The organism is Campylobacter concisus (assembly GCF_001891085.1).
In the GTDB taxonomy this organism is placed as follows: domain Bacteria; phylum Campylobacterota; class Campylobacteria; order Campylobacterales; family Campylobacteraceae; genus Campylobacter_A; species Campylobacter_A concisus_O.
Map to the genome: position 1 here is coordinate 26,174 of NZ_JXUP01000002.1, position 16,966 is coordinate 43,139.

12 protein-coding genes and 1 pseudogene are annotated in these 16,966 nt (G+C 35.8%); 10 read left to right on the forward strand and 3 right to left on the reverse strand.

All coding sequences use genetic code 11. The annotated features are described in order from the left end of the window. Positions 1-55 precede the first annotated feature (55 nt). Together TH67_RS01900 and TH67_RS01905 are read right to left on the reverse strand one after the other, a co-directional pair. The gene (locus TH67_RS01900; RefSeq protein WP_072594116.1) at positions 56-973 is read right to left on the reverse strand and encodes a helix-turn-helix transcriptional regulator; all 918 of its coding nucleotides are present in this window, start codon (positions 971-973) and stop codon (positions 56-58) included. Positions 974-1,026: 53 nt separating this feature from the next. Continuing rightward, complete coding sequence (locus TH67_RS01905) at positions 1,027-1,848, reverse strand: SIR2 family NAD-dependent protein deacylase (protein ID WP_072594117.1); 822 nt, start codon at positions 1,846-1,848, stop codon at positions 1,027-1,029. Between the two features lie 126 nt (positions 1,849-1,974). On the opposite strand from TH67_RS01905, the gene TH67_RS01910 reads away from it, so the two are divergent. From TH67_RS01910 to TH67_RS01930, 5 genes are all read left to right on the forward strand, one after another. Further along, positions 1,975-3,666, forward strand: coding sequence for a DUF262 domain-containing protein (locus TH67_RS01910; protein WP_072594118.1), 1,692 nt, complete (start codon positions 1,975-1,977; stop codon positions 3,664-3,666). Positions 3,667-3,766: 100 nt separating this feature from the next. Further along, positions 3,767-4,354 (forward strand): hypothetical protein, encoded by a 588-nt coding sequence (locus tag TH67_RS01915; protein WP_072594119.1) that lies wholly within the window; start codon positions 3,767-3,769, stop codon positions 4,352-4,354. 88 nt (positions 4,355-4,442) lie between these two features. Beyond that, a complete protein-coding gene (locus TH67_RS01920; protein ID WP_257638015.1) occupies positions 4,443-5,261 on the forward strand; it encodes a hypothetical protein in 819 nt (272 codons plus the stop codon). 42 nt (positions 5,262-5,303) lie between these two features. Then, the gene (locus TH67_RS01925) at positions 5,304-6,584 is read left to right on the forward strand and encodes a DUF2130 domain-containing protein (protein ID WP_072594120.1); all 1,281 of its coding nucleotides are present in this window, start codon (positions 5,304-5,306) and stop codon (positions 6,582-6,584) included. A 132-nt stretch (positions 6,585-6,716) separates the two neighbouring features. Further along, a complete protein-coding gene (locus tag TH67_RS01930) occupies positions 6,717-8,735 on the forward strand; it encodes an AAA family ATPase (protein WP_072594121.1) in 2,019 nt (672 codons plus the stop codon). 299 nt (positions 8,736-9,034) lie between these two features. On the opposite strand, the gene TH67_RS01935 is transcribed toward TH67_RS01930, so the two are convergent. After that, positions 9,035-11,176 (reverse strand): tyrosine-type recombinase/integrase, encoded by a 2,142-nt coding sequence (locus TH67_RS01935; protein WP_072594122.1) that lies wholly within the window; start codon positions 11,174-11,176, stop codon positions 9,035-9,037. A 420-nt stretch (positions 11,177-11,596) separates the two neighbouring features. Between TH67_RS01935 and TH67_RS01940 the strand changes: the two genes are divergently transcribed. The 5 genes and pseudogenes from TH67_RS01940 to TH67_RS01960 all read left to right on the forward strand — a co-directional run. Beyond that, the gene (locus TH67_RS01940) at positions 11,597-12,748 is read left to right on the forward strand and encodes a Cj0814 family flagellar-dependent secreted protein (RefSeq protein ID WP_072594123.1); all 1,152 of its coding nucleotides are present in this window, start codon (positions 11,597-11,599) and stop codon (positions 12,746-12,748) included. Between the two features lie 105 nt (positions 12,749-12,853). Further along, positions 12,854-14,608 carry a response regulator gene (locus tag TH67_RS01945; protein ID WP_072594124.1) on the forward strand — a complete coding sequence of 585 codons (1,755 nt, stop codon included), beginning with the start codon at positions 12,854-12,856 and terminating at the stop codon, positions 14,606-14,608. 96 nt (positions 14,609-14,704) lie between these two features. Continuing rightward, positions 14,705-15,886: a Cj0814 family flagellar-dependent secreted protein gene (locus TH67_RS01950; RefSeq protein WP_072594125.1), complete on the forward strand. Its 1,182-nt coding sequence runs from the start codon at positions 14,705-14,707 to the stop codon at positions 15,884-15,886. A gap of 13 nt (positions 15,887-15,899) precedes the next feature. Next, positions 15,900-16,691 (forward strand): hypothetical protein, encoded by a 792-nt coding sequence (locus TH67_RS01955; protein ID WP_009295477.1) that lies wholly within the window; start codon positions 15,900-15,902, stop codon positions 16,689-16,691. Between the two features lie 16 nt (positions 16,692-16,707). Next, positions 16,708-16,966, forward strand: a pseudogene (locus TH67_RS01960) (Cj0814 family flagellar-dependent secreted protein); the annotation flags it as partial.

Below are 16,966 nucleotides of genomic sequence, written 5' to 3' on the forward strand. Positions count from 1 at the left end.
GCTCCTTTAAAAATTTTAGATATTTTAGCCTAGAATTTGGACGTATCTTGTCTTGTTAAATATCTATTTCCTTAAAATAACTTCCTACTTCATCTCTTATTTTATTAGCTAGCTCTTTTGGCTCAAGCACCTTGATAAATGGCAGGTAGTAGTATATGAGCGGTTTTATCTCCATTATGTGGGTAAATTCTATCTCGATCTCGACTGAGCCGTCGCTATCTTGACCAGTTATGCGCTGCTTTGCGTGTGGCTTTCGCTCGAAGTATTTTGCCACTTCTGGCGCTAGCAGTAGCCTTGCTGTTTTTGGCGCTTCTAAATTTGCCCATGCCGAGTTCATCGCCTTTACGCGCTCATCTAGCTCGCTACTTAGTTCAAATTTATCCCCACTTTGCTTTATATCTTTTATGCTCTTTAGGTGAAATTTCTTAAATTTATTGCCCTTTTTGCTATCAAGTAATAGCAGATACCAAAATCCCTCAAAAAGTGCCAGCTTTAGAGGCTTTACAAGAAACTCAAAGCTATTATAAGTGCATGTTATCTCCGCTTTTTCTCTTATAGCATCCTCAAGCGTTTGAAAATTTACAAGATCATCCTCGCTTAGCTTTTCGTTGTTTATGTTTGTAAGTATCGGGTGGTTTAGCTGCTGAGAAATTTGCTCTAAAAGCACGTGAGCCTTGCTGTAAAAATTTGAGCCCATGTTTTTTGCCACGTTATCAAGAATGTTTAACACAACTCTATCATCGCCGTCTAGCCCGTCGTTCGCATCCTCATCGTTTAGGCTCCAGTAATGCCCCTTTTTGACGGCGCCATACTCTCTTAGAGTGTCGTAAAGGTCGCGCTGGATGGTCTTTGAGGTCACTCCAAGCATAGCTTTTAGCTCTTTTATCGTGTGCGGTCTCTCTCTTAGCTTTAAGGCTATTAAATTTATGCGCTCAAATTTGCTGTTTTCTTGTTTTGTTATGATGGGTTTCATTGGGTCTCCTAGTTTGGGGATTATATCCAAATTAGGACTAGAAGATGTCTTTTCTAGCATAATATCTGCCTAAGACCATCTAGTGCGCCACATTTTAGATTTATGCCGATATACTCTGAGATGTAGTTATCTCGTGGGTTTATACGGATAAGCGTTGCTTTTTTTGAGCGTTTGACAAATTTCTCACCAAAATTTCTGATAGTCGGTACCGCAAGCCCAGCTCCTAGCTCTATGATCACAAAGCGGCTATCTTTGTTTTGCTCTAGCCATGCTTCATATCTTTTGTGCTGTGCCAAGGTTCTTTTTGAGTTAAACTCATGATCGTAAAACATCATGATATTTGGGCGGCTCACGCAGCCACACTCAGGGCAAACTGGCATCTTTGTAGCGATAAATTTAGCCTCATCTACCTCTACGCTACTCTCACACATACTCCATATCATCCCATCGTCGTTGTGGATGCACTGGGCGTGATGGATCGAGCCATGAACTTCGTAAATTTTATCCTTGTTAAAGCCAGCCTTGGCAAAGTGTCCATCGACGTTTGAGGTATAGACAAAGTAGTTTTCGTTTTTGCTTTTTACAAGATCTAAAAGCAGCCTAAAGCCCTCGTGAGGCTCTGTATTTTTGTATAAATTTAGCCTATGTCCGTAAAATGCCCAAGCTAGCCTTGGATCATCAAAAAACCACTGCGGATTTGCCATATCTTCAAAGCTTAAATTTTTATCCCTTAAAAGTGGATAGGCTTTCCAAAAACCTAGATCTCCTCTAAAATCAGGCAATCCACTATCCACACCCATGCCAGCACCTGCTGTGATGATGACCGCATCGGCCTCTGCGATGATCTTTTTGATCTTATCTATCTTCTCTTGCATTTTGATCCTTTTAAAGAAATTTTGGTAATTGTAATGAGCTGATCAGACATTTTTGTGTCCGTTGTTTTTAATATATTTACTTTATAAAAAGTGATATAATCGATTATTTTTTTAAAAGGAGACGCAATGAAGGCAAATGAAGGTAATTTTGGATTTATGGAACAAGAAAATAACATAGAAATTCCATTTTTCCAGCGTCCTTATGTTTGGAGCAAGCCACAGTGGGAACAGCTTTTTGAAGATCTTTTTTATAGCTTCAAAGAAAGAAGACCTCACTTTTTAGGTTCAATCATACTGAAGCAATTATCAAGCTCTATGGGAGATGGAAGTCGTAGAAGCTTGATAGATGGACAGCAAAGACTAACTACTTTTTCTATATTAGTTAAATCCATATATGATATGCTGGATGAAGTTAGAATGAATGATTATGCAGGATACTTATATGCAAAGCCAAGAAGTGAAAAAAATCCAAAAATTAAGCACTCACATATAAATAGAGCTTCTTTTGAGTCTATTATAAAAGCAAAAAACTATTTGGAATTTTATGAAGCAAAAAATGAAGACAAACTGATTTCATGCTATAAATATTTTTCTGAAAGATTAAAAAATAGTAATTTAGAAAGCAGTGATATTGTTCGTTTCTTGGACTATATATTAGAGATGAAGTTATGGGTTGTTATAAATTTAGATGAAAATGAAGACGAACAAAAAATATTTGACTCTATAAACTCAGCAGGTTTAGTTTTATCGTCAATGGATATTATCAAAAACGCAATATTTGATAGACTTATAAAGTCTAGCAATATGAGCGAAGAAAAAGCAAAGGAAATATACGATAAGTTCTGGAAAAGTATATTTGAAGGTTCAAATGAACGTTTAAAATTTTGGGAAGAAAAAGCTTCAAGAAGATATAGAAGTGAGATTTTACTTTATGCTTATGCTCTCATAAAAGGCTTTTTTAATATAGAAAAGCATACACAAGATGGACTTAGTATGCTATATAAAGAGTATATAAAAGATAAAAGCCAAGACGAGGTTTTGGATATTATAAAAGAGATAAATTGGTATGCAAATCTTTTTTATGAACTTCCTTGGGCAGATAAGGGCGAAACCTTTAAATTTAGCGATAATGAAAAAAGATTGCTTCATATAATGAGTATATCGGAATATAATATTTTTATACCTCTCGTGTTAAAGCTACGTAGTTTAGAGCTTGATAAAAACGAGTTAGATGGGTGTTATGCTATGCTTGAAAATTTTATAATCAGACACTGGATGTGCGGGAAAGTAACAAATAGTATAAATAAAGTTATTGGTAGGAATATTAAAAATATTAAAGGTAAAGTTGATATGCAAAAATTTATCGCTAACTTTGAAATAACCAACGATGATGAGATAAAGGAGGCATTGTTGGATATAGACAATAAACGTGCCAGTTTAGTGCTATTTTGGATGGAGTTATATAATTGTAGAAGCGAAAAAAATGATATTAGCGAGTTGCAATATACCTATACGCTAGAACATCTTATGCCGCAAACTTGGCAAGAAAACTGGTCAAATATTGGTAAAAATGAGGAAACAGCGAATGAACTAATATATCAAATAGGAAATATGGCACTTCTAAAAAGCAAGTTAAATACTGCTATACAAAACAACAACTGGGATAAAAAAAGAGAAGAGATACAAAAACATGCAATGCTTAAAATAACGCAAGAAGTTATAAAAAATAGAGTTTGGAATAAAAGTAAAATAGAAGAACGCTCAGAAAAAATATTTAATGATTTTCTTGAAATTTGGCAAAATCCAACTATAAATTAACTCTCTAAACTAGAATGGACATTTTTTGTCCATTCTAGTTGCTATAATTTCACATATCGCAAAAAATGTATCGGCGATAAAAATCAAAAAAGGATAATCAATGATCTACGAGCAACTTAAAATCCTCACACAAAACAGCGACAAAAAGGAGCTCTCAAAAGCACTTGGCTACGTTAGAGAGCAAAATTTCACAAGAGCACTTGCAAATTTAGATACAGCAAAGAGCCTTGATGAGTTTATTACAAAGGGGCACTTTGATTGGGCGCACAGCTCAGAAACGCTCATCCTAGCTCTTAGCAAGCATTTTGGTCTTAACATAGACGCTGAGCTTGGCGAGGTGCAAAAACTATACAACGAGCGAGTAAAATTTAGAGGTTCATATATCTACATAGATACAGATTTTAAGCGCAAGAGTGAGCCCATATTTGCCCTTGCTATGGCGCAACACCTAAGATATATTAGCCTAACGCCGTTTTTAGATGAGCTTTGTTTTAAAGCATTAGATGAGCAGCTAAAAGCTATCTCAAAGATCACTAAAAACTACTATCAAAAAACGCAAACTCTGCCTATTTTTGGAGCTATAACTGGTTTTAAGCTCTATTTTTTAGGCAAAAACTACTCGATTGATACGGATGGAAATTTTACAGATAAAGAGATCGCCGAGCAGGTGGCGGTGATTAAATTTTAAAGGACAAAAAATGGGGAAATTTACAAAGGAGTAAAGGCGAAAGCTAAATAGAATAAACGAAAGGCTCTATGATCTTGAGCGCCTGGTTGTGCCACGTGCAAAGCAGATAAACATCTGCGCAAAAGATATAAAAGAGGCATATGATCATTTTTGTGAGCTATTGTTCTCTTTTTACTCAAAAGATAAACTTCTTATGCGATATGGGCAGTTCATGAATCACATAGATGATTACTTTTATACGGAAAATCAAAACGAATTTAGAAACTGGCCCACACATGAGATGTTTGGTGAGTGGCACTGCTGGTTTTACCACTGCTTATATGACCATACGGATCTTAGCTGGGATGAAATTTTAACTATCAACAGGATGGAGGGCAAGCTTCGCTCATACTACGACTATACGCCTATAGATCTTTGCCTAAAAAAGCTAGAGTGCAGCGAGAGAGAAGAGTATATCTCTGATGCCAACAAAGATCAGTGGGAGCAGATAGAGAAGATAAATAAAGCGCTAGCTAGCTATCAAGATATCCTAATAAGAGATGCAAAAATGCTTGAAAACAGGCTAAAAGCAAGGGTTGAGGGTGGATTTATCGAGGATTATGCTATGGAATTTCGTTTGGTCTTTTATTTGCGAGAAGACGATCCAGATTATGATGAAAATGACGACAATTTCTTAGCTATCATCAATGGGCCCATCATCCCTGGCGAAATGAGCAAGCAAAAGAGCCGCTGGACGCAAAACTGTAATGAATATTTTGGTAGCTCTGTCTATTTTGATAAGAAGGCATATTTTTGCTATCTATTTGCAGCTTTTATAAACAACACACATATCTGTAAGATAAAAGATATACTGCGCATAGGCTCTGTTGATATGGCGCTTTGCTGGGATGAATACTATGAAATTTAAAGCAAGATACCATAAGATAAAGATCATAAAAGGAGATGAAGTATGACAAGTCAAACAACAATAAAGTGCCCAAACTGTGGGAGTGAGATAGATATAAATGATGCTTTATATCATCAGTTAGAGGGAAAATATAAAGGTGAATACCTAGCCCAAAATAAGCAGCTTGAAGCTGAACTTGAGGCTAAAAGAAAGGAGCAGGAGGCTTATTTTGAGAGTTTAAGATCAAAAGAGCAACAGCTGCAAGAACAAAAAGAGAAATTTGAGGAAGAGATCAAAAAAGCTACGCAAATACAGCTAAAAATGGAAAGAGCAAGACTTCAAGATGAGCTGAGAAAAGAGATACTTGATGAGCAAAATGAGTCGGTCGCACTTTTACAAAAACAGCTTGAAGAGAAGTCAAATCAAGTAAAAGAGCTAAATGTAGCAAAGGCTCAAATTTTGCAGCTTCAAAGGGAAAAAGAGGAGATGGAGTCTGCCATAACCGCAAAGGCTGAGCTAGCATTAAATGAAAAGCTAAAAGATGAAAAAGAGAAGATACAAAAGGCTGCAGATGAGCAAAATGAGCTTAAATTTAGACAAAAAGAAGAACAGCTAAAACAGCTTCAAGAGCAACTTCAAATAGCCCAAAGAAAGGCCGAGCAAGGCAGCATGCAGCTTCAAGGTGAGGTACAGGAGCTCGCGATAGAAGAGTGGCTGAGGGAAAAATTTCCATTTGATACTATTGATGAGATCAAAAAAGGTGCGAGAGGCGCTGACTGCGTACAGATCGTGCATACAAGGGAATCTCAAAACTGTGGAACGATATATTATGAAAGCAAGAGAACAAAAGAATTCCAAAGGTCTTGGATAGAGAAATTTAAGGCTGACATGAGAGAAAAAGGCGCTGATATCGGTGTCATAGTTACTGATGCTATGCCAAGTGATATGCAAAGGATGGGGCTATACGAAGGTGTTTGGATCTGCACGTTTGAGGAATTTAAAGGCTTAAGTGCTGTTTTAAGAGAACAACTCATAAGGATACACCACGTCTTGATCGCGCAAGAGAACAAAAGCGACAAGATGAGCTTGCTCTATCACTTTTTAACCAGCAATGAATTTAAAATGCAAATAGAAGCGATAGTAGAGGCATTTTCGACCATGCAAAGTGATCTAGATAGCGAAAAGCGCGCGATGCAAAAGATATGGAAGCAAAGAGAGAAACAGATCGAAAAGGTGCTAGATAACACCATAAGTATGTACGGCTCTATAAAGGGCATCGCTGGAAATGCGGTAGCAAACATAAAAGCCCTTGAGCTACCATATAGTGGCGATACGCGGGAGTAAATAAAGAGCGTTTTAAGGCGCTCTTTTTAAATTTATCTTTCACAACAAATTTCTCAAATTTTATATTTATGGACATAAAAATGTCTTTTCTACTAAGTAAAATAACTTCAACAAAAGCAAAAGGAGTTTGTCGTGGAAAAAGAGATTTTTTACGTAGATAGCGAGATATATGAGCTTACGACACTTTGGACACTTCGTACTATTTTTAATCTTGGAGGAGAAAGAGAGTTACTAAGAAGCGGATGTGACGATGTTTTAGATTTTTTGGGTATCGAGTCAAAAGAGCCCAAAGAAGAAGAGATTCAAAATCTTAAAAACAGACTTGAAATTCTTGAAAAAAGTCAAATTTCATGCGAGCTAAAAGATCTTGAACACAATCTAAATTTACTTCAAGAAAATTTAGGTCTAAATAGTACCGAGAGAGATATTTTGAGATTTGTTGCGATCATGTACAACTACGAAGTGATATCTAATGCTTGCAGTTTACTAGGAGATCTAAACAACATACAAGCCACAAAAGCCATCTCAAAGATACTAAATTTACGTTTCAGCGATGTTCAAAAAGCCTTTAGAAAAGATGGAATCTTTGCCAAGACTTCGATTGTAAAGCTAGAAAATAATGTGCATAACCTAAAATTTAAAATTGATGTCATAAACAATAACTTTATGTGTGATTTGTTTGTTAAATGTGAAAGCATGGACGAGATATTTGAAAGCGCGATAAAGCCGTGTAGCAAGACAAATTTGACAACAAAAAATTATCCTCATATAAAAGAAGATATAAAAATTTTGCTCTCGTTTCTAAAAAATGCCGTTAGCAAAAAGCAAAAAGGAGTAAATGTGCTTCTATACGGCTCAGCAGGGACTGGTAAAACCGAGCTTAGTAAAGTGATAGCCAGTGAGCTAAATTTAAAGCTTTATGAAGTAGCTTATGATGACGAATACGGATATGCGACTGAGGATCGAAGGCTAAGGTCATATTGCCTTGCTCAAAACGTATTATCCGCTGGATCAAATTTGCTCATGTATGACGAAGCAGAAGATATATTTAACACAAATAATGACGAAAAACGACAGTATGGTAAAGCCTTTATAAATAGATCTCTCGAGACTAACTACCTGCCTACCATCTGGATAACTAACAATATCCTTGACATGGATGAAGCTGTAGTTAGAAGGTTTAACCTAGCCATAGAGATAGGCATACCTACTGAAGATGTAAGAGCAAAGATCATAAAAAAATATAGTGAAAATTTGATAGATAATAAGCTTGTTAAAAAGCTAGCTAAAAATCGATTTGTAGCGCCAGCAGTCGTTAGTAATGCTAGCTTAGTTGTTTCAAATTTAAACACAAAAGATAAAAATAAAGCTTTTGAGCGAGTGATAAGCAACACTCTAAAAGCACAAGGCTACGATGAGATAGAAAAAGATGAAAAGCCAAGCGCTGATCTGCCAAGCAGCTATGATCCAAATTTCGTAAACTCAGACTGCGATCTAAACGAGCTAATACAAGGCATAAAAGAAAGCAAAAGTGCAAGGATATGCCTTTATGGCGTGCCTGGAACTGGCAAAAGCGCTTATACTAAATTTATCGCTAAAAGCCTTAAAAAGCCGATCATCATCAAAAAAGGAAGCGATCTTTTATCTATGTTTGTAGGAGGAACTGAGAAAAATATAGCACTAGCTTTCAAGGAAGCCAAAGAAAAACATGCTGTGCTAGTCTTTGATGAAGTTGATAGCTTTTTACAAGATAGAAGCATGGCCGCAAGAAGCTGGGAAGTAACCCAAGTGAATGAGATGTTAGTGCAGATGGAGAGCTTTGATGGTATCTTTATCGCTACAACGAATTTGATCAATAATCTAGATAAAGCCTGTCTTAGAAGATTTGATCTAAAGCTTGAGTTTGGATATTTATTGCCAGAGCAAGCGCAAAATTTATTTAAAAAAGAGTGTGCGCTGTTAAAAGTAAAATTTGACGAAAACGCAAGTAAAAAGGTCTCAAACCTAGGCTTGCTAGCGCCTGGAGACTTTGCTAGTGTGAGAAGACAAGCTAAATTTAGACCTATAAAAAATGGCGAAGACTTTTGCCATAGACTTGAGCTAGAAGCCGCACTAAAAAATGAAGAAAAGAGTGTTAAGATAGGGTTTTAGGGATGATCCCTAACGAGGTGTTTTTGTCTGATCTGTCAGACAAAAAGTATCCTCGCCCAGATGAAATACAAGATGGCTTTTTGATAGCAAATACCATATATAGAATATAGATGCAAGCTGGTTTAGGTTATGTTTTTCGTTGTTTATCGATCCGTTTAAGATAAATCAAATAACATATAGTAAAATATTAAGAAGTTATAAAATGAAGCATAATTTTAGAATCTTAAATAACCTTAAATTATAAATCAATCTTTACTATTTATGCTAACAATCTCATCATTTTAAATAGTTTACTACGCTCACCCTTCCCCTCCTTGATAAAAATTTACCTCCTCAACTAGATCCTTTAGAATTTTTGGAGTTACTGGCTCGCCATAAGTGTTCATGGTGATCTTGTATTGTTGTTCGTGCCCTACAAGAGCAGCTATATGTTCAACCCTCTGGCCACTTTGGATGAGCTTGTTTATGAAAGTATGTCTAAATGAGTGAAATGTCCTTGTTTTATCACTATCTTTTATAACTTGAGTATTGATCTTCTTTCTAAAATATTCAGAGAAGTCTTTATTGTCGCAATTAAATAGCCTAACCGCTTTACCACTTTGCTTAGCTAGCTTCTTTTTATTCTCTATAAATTCAAATAACCCAATGCTGCTTAACTTAGAATGGATAGGAACTATCCTTACAGAGTTTCTGGTCTTTAAAGTCTTGCTCTTACCTGTTTTTACATCTACTTTTGTATTTAAACTAAAGCATACTATGTTATATTTTTCGACTATGTCATCCGTGTTTAACTGTATTATCTCATTTAGTCTCATGCCAGAGTAGGCTGCTATATGAGTAACGAAAAATAGCTCATCTTTGCCAATTCTTTGACTTTTGGTATCACCACTTGATCTAATCTTACTCACAATATCCAAAAGTGCATTTACGTCACTATCTTCATAAGGATTTTTATTTGTAACATCATCTTGGTTTAAATTTATTTGTAGATCCACCGCTGGGTTCTTATCTATATAGTCGCTATCGTAGCAGTATTTAAAAAACTCACTAACTCTAACAATATACTTCTTGATGGTTGATTTAGAAATTTTTGGTCTATCTTTTGCCAAAGCTATGATCTCATCTAGGCTCTTATCTTTATAGAGACTATTTTGAGAGAGTTTGGTTGGTAGTTGCAGTAAGACATTTCTAAAATTTAGCAAGTCATCTCTTTTTATCTTTTTGATGTCTAGCTCATCGCCAAATTTCATAGACATTAGCCGTCCTACATGTCTAACAAGACCAAATGTGCTATCACTCCAGTTATTTGAAATACTCGTGTTTGATACATAGTTTTCAAATGCGCTCTTTAGCGTGACGATGCTAGCTTTATTCTCGCTTTTAGTAGATGAGTCTAGCTGTGATTTAAAGCTTCTAGCTCTATTTGAGAAGAGTTTTTGAAAGAAATTTATAGCTTCATTAAAAGTCATGTTACTAGTATCACTTGTATCATCTATCTCAAGGTCTTTAGCCTCAATGTCACTTAAAACTATGCCCTTATCTTCATATTTATCTGCCTTGTATAACTTTACCTGACCACCAAAGTTAGGATCATTTAAATTTCCATACCCAAATTTGAGATCATCACTTAGCTCATTGTCTCCATCTGGTGATAACTCACAACCAAATATTCTTAGGATATCGTTTTGTGTGAGTGCTCCTTTTTGCCTAGCTAGCTCATTTATAGCATCTCTTAGCTCACAAACAGAGTGTTTTAAGGACTTTTTAGTAAAAGGGAGTACTAAATTCTGCTTTTTTAAAGTCTCTATGTAGTCTTGATAGCTATGCAAGTTACTATCTTTAACGCATTTTGTTATCTCGTCTTTAGTATTATCATCTAAATTTGCACTCTTGTGCTTTTTACCAAGTGGCACAAATGTCTGTTGCTTATCATTTAGTAGCTTTTGATTTTTGCACATCTTATATGATATGTGATTTATGTTATCTATCGTTGCCTCAAGCACTCTTTTACCAAGAAGCTTTTTGGTGTGAGAGTCAATGCAAGATAGCTTTTTGCAGATATCATCAACCTCTTTTGATATGACACTAGGCAAGCTATCTTCTTTTAAACTCTGTTTTAAAAACAAATTTAGTGATAGTAGTCCATCTAAATTTATATATCTGCCAAGCATATCATGCTCTTTGATACTTTTGGCCTCCTTGGCTTTTAAAAGCATAAGCACCAAGTGCTCTATAAGTTCGCTGCTCAAATTCATCTTCCATGCCTTTTTGATCGCGTTAAAAATTATAGAGTAGATCTTAGCACGATTTTTTGCTGTATCAAAGCGTTTTGTGAGGAAGGAGGTTATGTATTCGGTTTTATTACCAAAATAGGGCCTCAGATATAGTGGGATGGCTACTCTAAAGTAATATATGCCATTTCGTTTGACTAGATATTGCATCTTTGTTACCTATGCAATATAACTTTGTAGCAAAATGTAGCAGATATCTAGTGTGAAACTGGCTGTGTGCCGTCTTTTTGGTGCTTACACAAGGTTTATTTTTAAACCCTCATAAGCCGGAGGTCGGGAGTTCAAGTCTCCCCCGTGACACCATAGATGTCCTACTTATCGATACTTTAACTGCCCTTTTTGCAGTTTCCCTTTCTTTAAAATTTCCTAAAAGTATGGTACAGTTTTTATAAAAAGCGGTACATTTTTTCAGGATTGATTTATTTTACAAGATGCTTTCTATAAATTTGCTTTTATTTTTGCCCATAGGTAAAATTTTATTTCAAAGCGAGCAAACATAAATTTATCTCGCTTAAATTTTTCGGCACAACTTTTGCTTACTCTTTGAAGCTAAATTTCAAGGAGTAAGCTATGAAAGTCTCTTATAACTCCATCTTAACAAAACAGCACTACCAAAAACAGACAAAAAGCGAAGGCTTTGCAAATTTCTTGCCTAACACTCCAAATATAAATTCGATCAGCCAAACCACTATTCCTAAGAATGACTTTGTTTCATCTAGCAGTATCGACTCTCTTTATCAGGCTAAATTTACTTCACAAGAGGGTTATGGATATAGTGTAGATGCTAAAGGATTTATGGGAGCTGACTTTAACAAAGCAGCAGGCTTGCCACAAGACTTTAAAATTCACAAAAGCACGCTTGATGCGATAGTGCTGCACAATCAAAAACATCCAAACTATACAAATATTTCAATGGATACAAGAAAGGATAATGCTCTGTTCGGAGAGGATAGCTTTGCAAATATCGATCTAGCAGACACAATAAAGCAATACTATAAAATTTTTGATCAAATTTCAGCTGGAGTGATCAGTAAGGGCAAAGAGTTTTACTCAAATGAAGATCTGGCAAAGATGCCAAAGGGCTACTTTTCAAAAGATAAAAAAATAGAGCATTACGAATACTTAATGGGTAGGATGACTAGCGATGAGCTAGATGGGCTAACCGATAGAAGCAATGAAAAGATAACTCATATCTTTAGAACAACTCAAGACGTAGAAAATGCACGCAAGCTAATAAATGATCTAAGCGATATAAATGTAGAAGTCAATGGAAATTTCCTTGACTTTTCTCCAGAAGTGATGACAACTGAGCATACTATCCCTTATATGTGGGTTAGTAGTGCTGGATATGACTTCAAGCCTGATATGTCTGTATATGATAATGAACAAGGCTATACAAAGGAGCAAATCTTTGTAGCATTTTTAAAAAACGAGCAAGGTCTTGTGCTACAAGGTGGCACAACAAGGATAACCGACGAGGCTCTTAATGTGTATAAAAGTTCATTAATACTTACAAAACAAGATAGAAGTGAGATAGGCATACCAAAGGCTTATTATGATGAGATACTATCTGGCAAGAAAGATCTAAAAGATATACTAGCCAGGATTTTAAAGCTTAGAAATTTAGAGCTTAAAAAAGATCAAACGCTTGAGGGACTAGCAAGCAAGATAATGGACGTTTTAAAAGAATTTGATGAGAGGACGAAGACAAGAGAGCTTTAAAAAATATAACATAGTAGGCATTCGCTCTAAGCCCTTTTAGACTATAAACTACTAAACATTTTTTATATTTGCCGATATAAGATATATATTTTAAAAGGATTTAGAATGAATATATCACCAAATTTAGAGCCCATAAATATAAATTTACCCAAAGATATGATCTATTCAAGGGTCCTTCTTGGCGTAGATAGAGTGCAAACTTTAGACAATACAAATTTAAAGTCTGAGCTTAAAGACATCGCTACTAAGCTTATCTCAAATAGCACTTACTCTATCATCCAAAGCGCCAGCACCAGTGGCGTGAAGTCAGAGTATGCTAAAGCAGATAGTGGGACAAACGATGCTTTTTCTTATGTGGATATACAAAGAAGAAACTGGGACAAAAAAGACTTTGAGAACAAATATCTCTTTGGCGAAGATGCCTCAGCGCTAAGGAAAGTGGATCAAACTAGCACCTATTTCTCATCTATAAATTCAAAAACTCCCATTAAGCCCATTGCGGCAGCAGATACTAAATTTACAAATTTAAATGACTACGCCTATGAAAAAACGATAAAAACCTCACTGGGTGACGTGGAGGTCTTTTTGGATCTTTATGACGATAATGACAAACTAGGTATAGGCAAGCTAGATGCAAATGGATTTTTATTTAACTTTGATAGCAACAAGGACGGAGTGATAAATTCTGGTGATAAATACTTTGATAAGCTAAAGGTTAGAGGCTACGACAAAGATGGAAATGAGAAAATTTTCAAACTAAGCGAAGTTGTAAGCGAGATAAACCTTAACGACTTTATCAAAAAAGATATTAGAAATTTAAGCCATGAGGCTATGGACTTTGCTAGCAAGAACACAGTTGATTACAGAGTTAGTTTAAATAACTCAAACCCTTATACTCTATTTTCAGCCGAGTATCGCTACCAAAAGATAGACAAAGAAGAGACTAATAAATTTTTCAAAGACCATGCAGACAAAGACGGCTGGGTAGATCTTAGGGATAATAAGATATTTAACGAAGAGAGCGGCTTAAACAACTTTGCCTATGAGAAAGTTGGCTTTGACGGCAAGAAAAAGCTTAGTGAGTTTAACCCTATCATAAAGCCTTCTGGATCTAAACAAGATGAGAGCTTTTCATACGCAGGCTATCAAAAAGATAGCTTTATGAAATTTTATAACGACTACCAAAAAGAGTCTAGCGCTCATAGCAAAGATGTAGAGTGGATAAGCAAAAATTTAAAAGAAAATGATGTAGAGGATGCAGATGATCTCATCTCAAAGCTAAAAGCCACAAAGTCATCTTATATGATCGCTATGGAGAGTGAGTTTGAAAAAGCAACTGGGCTTGAGTTTAGCCTAGAAAATTTAGAAAGAGTAAAGCATGCTTTTGAGAGTGATACGAGCAAGGCAGCAGCTACACTAAAAGACACAGACAGCGTAATAGCTATGAAGCTAAATAAAAATGGCACGATCACACTTAAATTTGACAGCGGAAGAGAGCTAGAGGTAAAAGAAATTTATAACGACACTGGCAAGCTAATCAGCAAAGATGACAAGGATAGCAAAAGAGCAAGTATAAATTTAGACGCTAAAGCTATGAATGATGTAGAGCTAAATAGACTTGACTTTAAAGATATAGGTATAAAGCAAGATGAGAAGATATCTAGCCTAAAAGAGCTTGGAGCAAAGCTCGTTAAAAACCTCACTGATAAATTTACAAGTAAATTCCTAATCGGACTTGAAAATGGCAAAAGCATCACCACTAAAGAAATTTACAACATCACCTACCTTGAAAACGACCTAAAATTTAAAGAACCATCTAGCAAAGATAGGCTTTATAAAAAGGTAGATACAAGAGTTTAGGAGTAAATTTATGCAGACTAGAAATCCCTGGTGAAATAAATCTTTTCATAAAAAAGACGATATCTTTGGTATGAGTTTGAGCTAAAAGGATCTAAGATGATAAACGCACTTGGTAGCTACCCCTTAAATTTAGAGCAGAACATAAAGGTATCAACCAAAGTTGCCACCAAACAAACCAGCTCAGAGGTTTTAGGCTACAAGGTAGATAAGGATGGCTACTTTACAGATGAGTTTAATAAACAAGCTGGCATCCCAAGTGAATATAAAATTCACTCAAGCACGCTGGAGTCTTTAGTCAATGTTGCAGAGGGGACATCATTTTTTAGTCGCACCTTTAAAAGCATAGATATAGCAAAGACTGCTGGCAATGCCTACAAAATTCTCTGCCAAGTCGTTGGCGAAGACACGCTAAATTCAAAAGATAGCTTTAGCATTGACGAGATAAGAAATTTCCCACAAGGCTTTTCTTATAACCGCCAAAGTATGCAAGTAACTAAGATCCATAACTCCATTTATGACTTTGATGCAGCTGCTTCTAGCTTTAACTACAAAGAGTCAAACAAGCAGATGATAAGCACGCTCTTTTTCAACCCAAGCTTTGATGGCGGAGATGGCATGCAGCCACTAAAGCCAACAACAGATATCTTTAACAACAATAATGGTGGCAAAGAGAGTGTGGGAAGTGGTGTTTTTATCGATCCACACGGCGAAAGATACACAAACAAAGATGGCTCTATAACTAGAGGCGGACTTATAGCAGCCGTTATAAACAACAACCTTGATGTAAGAGAGGGCGAGACAACAGCACAAGGCAAAAGAGAAGGCTATGATAAGAGCATAGATAGTAAAGAATTTAGTAGGGCATTTGAGCTATTTGAGCTTATGGGTGAGATGAAATTTGGACCTGGCTTTATAAATGCTACCGATAACGATATAGCAGGTATGCCTAAATATATGCAAGATCACATTAGATCTAAAAGAGACTTTATCTATATCGACTTACAAAGTGGCTTTGTCAGCACTCCTGAAGATAGACGTAGGGGATATGAAGAAGACGAACTCTCATTTAAAAAGATGATGGAGCGCAATCTAAAAATGTTAAAGCTACTCTTTGGTGAGATAGACAAAGACGGCAAAAAGAGCAAAGACTTTATGGATAGCTTTTTAAAATTTAGCATGCCACCTTTAAATTTAGTAAAAGAGCTAAATGAAAACCCAGCTGGAAAATATCTAGTGGATATGCTTGGTATAAAAAGAGACGTTGATATAAAGGCGTAAGGGGGAGCTTAAAATGATAACTAGCATAAACGGACTTAGCAACACATCGATACAAGAAACCACTATCCAAAAAGAAAATATCCCTAAAGATACCAAAGATGATGAAAAGGCCAAAATAGAAGCTTTATGGTATGGTCCAGTTGGAAAGAGCATAAAAGAGATTATTGACATAGACGAAAATGAAGATAATTGGGTTGCAAAAACGATAAGCAAAATAGATAATATGCTTTCTAAGCGTTACAATACCGAACAAGATCGCAACGCCATGTCGATGAAACAGCCAAAAACTTTAGAAGAAGCAAAAGATCAAGTCCTTATAATGTATTCTGATATATTAAAGGAAAACTCTGTTGATGGCAAGCCAACCATGATGGGCAAACTAATAGGTCTTGGCACAAAAGAAGAGGAGGCTGACCTAAGAGCTTTTATGGATAGCATGTCTTCTCTTTATCCAAATGAAAACAAGGAGTCGCTTAGTCTTTTAGATAGAACCGACCTAAGCATAGATGAATTTAAGACTTTATTTGCCAAAGCAAGAGAAAAAGCTACAAAGGATGTTGAAGAACAAAGAAAGCAGATAATTAAGGAAGAACAAGAATACAATGCAAATTTCGCTAAAGAGCAAAGCGAGAAGAAATTTAAACCTATGCAGGTTAAGAAGAAGTATGAGACCTATGATATAAATAAGGATCAAAAATTTCTCTATGCAAGAGAGCTTTTAAATTTCAAAGAAAAAAGAGGCATAGATGTCTTAGAGCTTATGCAAAAGATAGATAAGAAGCAAATTTTAAATAAGATGGCTTAAATTTAAAGGATATTAGATGATAAACGCACTTGGTAGCTACCCCTTAAATTTAGAGCAGAACATAAAGGTATCAACCAAAGTTGCCACCAAACAAACCAGCTCAGAGGTTTTAGGCTACAAGGTAGATAAGGATGGCTACTTTACAGATGAGTTTAATAAACAAGCTGGCATCCCAAGTGAATATAAAATTCACTCAAAGCACGCTGGAGTCTTTRGTCAATGTTGCAGAGGGGACATCATTTTTAGTCGCACCTTTAAAAGCATAGATATAGCAA

Coding starts and splice junctions, on each gene's coding strand:
- TH67_RS01900 (WP_072594116.1), bottom strand. CDS start 973: ATGAAACCCATCATAACAAAACAAGAAAACAGCAAATTTGAGCGCATA.
- TH67_RS01905 (WP_072594117.1), bottom strand. CDS start 1,848: ATGCAAGAGAAGATAGATAAGATCAAAAAGATCATCGCAGAGGCCGAT.
- TH67_RS01910 (WP_072594118.1), top strand. CDS start 1,975: ATGAAGGCAAATGAAGGTAATTTTGGATTTATGGAACAAGAAAATAAC.
- TH67_RS01915 (WP_072594119.1), top strand. CDS start 3,767: ATGATCTACGAGCAACTTAAAATCCTCACACAAAACAGCGACAAAAAG.
- TH67_RS01925 (WP_072594120.1), top strand. CDS start 5,304: ATGACAAGTCAAACAACAATAAAGTGCCCAAACTGTGGGAGTGAGATA.
- TH67_RS01935 (WP_072594122.1), bottom strand. CDS start 11,176: ATGCAATATCTAGTCAAACGAAATGGCATATATTACTTTAGAGTAGCC.
- TH67_RS01940 (WP_072594123.1), top strand. CDS start 11,597: ATGAAAGTCTCTTATAACTCCATCTTAACAAAACAGCACTACCAAAAA.
- TH67_RS01945 (WP_072594124.1), top strand. CDS start 12,854: ATGAATATATCACCAAATTTAGAGCCCATAAATATAAATTTACCCAAA.
- TH67_RS01950 (WP_072594125.1), top strand. CDS start 14,705: ATGATAAACGCACTTGGTAGCTACCCCTTAAATTTAGAGCAGAACATA.
- TH67_RS01955 (WP_009295477.1), top strand. CDS start 15,900: ATGATAACTAGCATAAACGGACTTAGCAACACATCGATACAAGAAACC.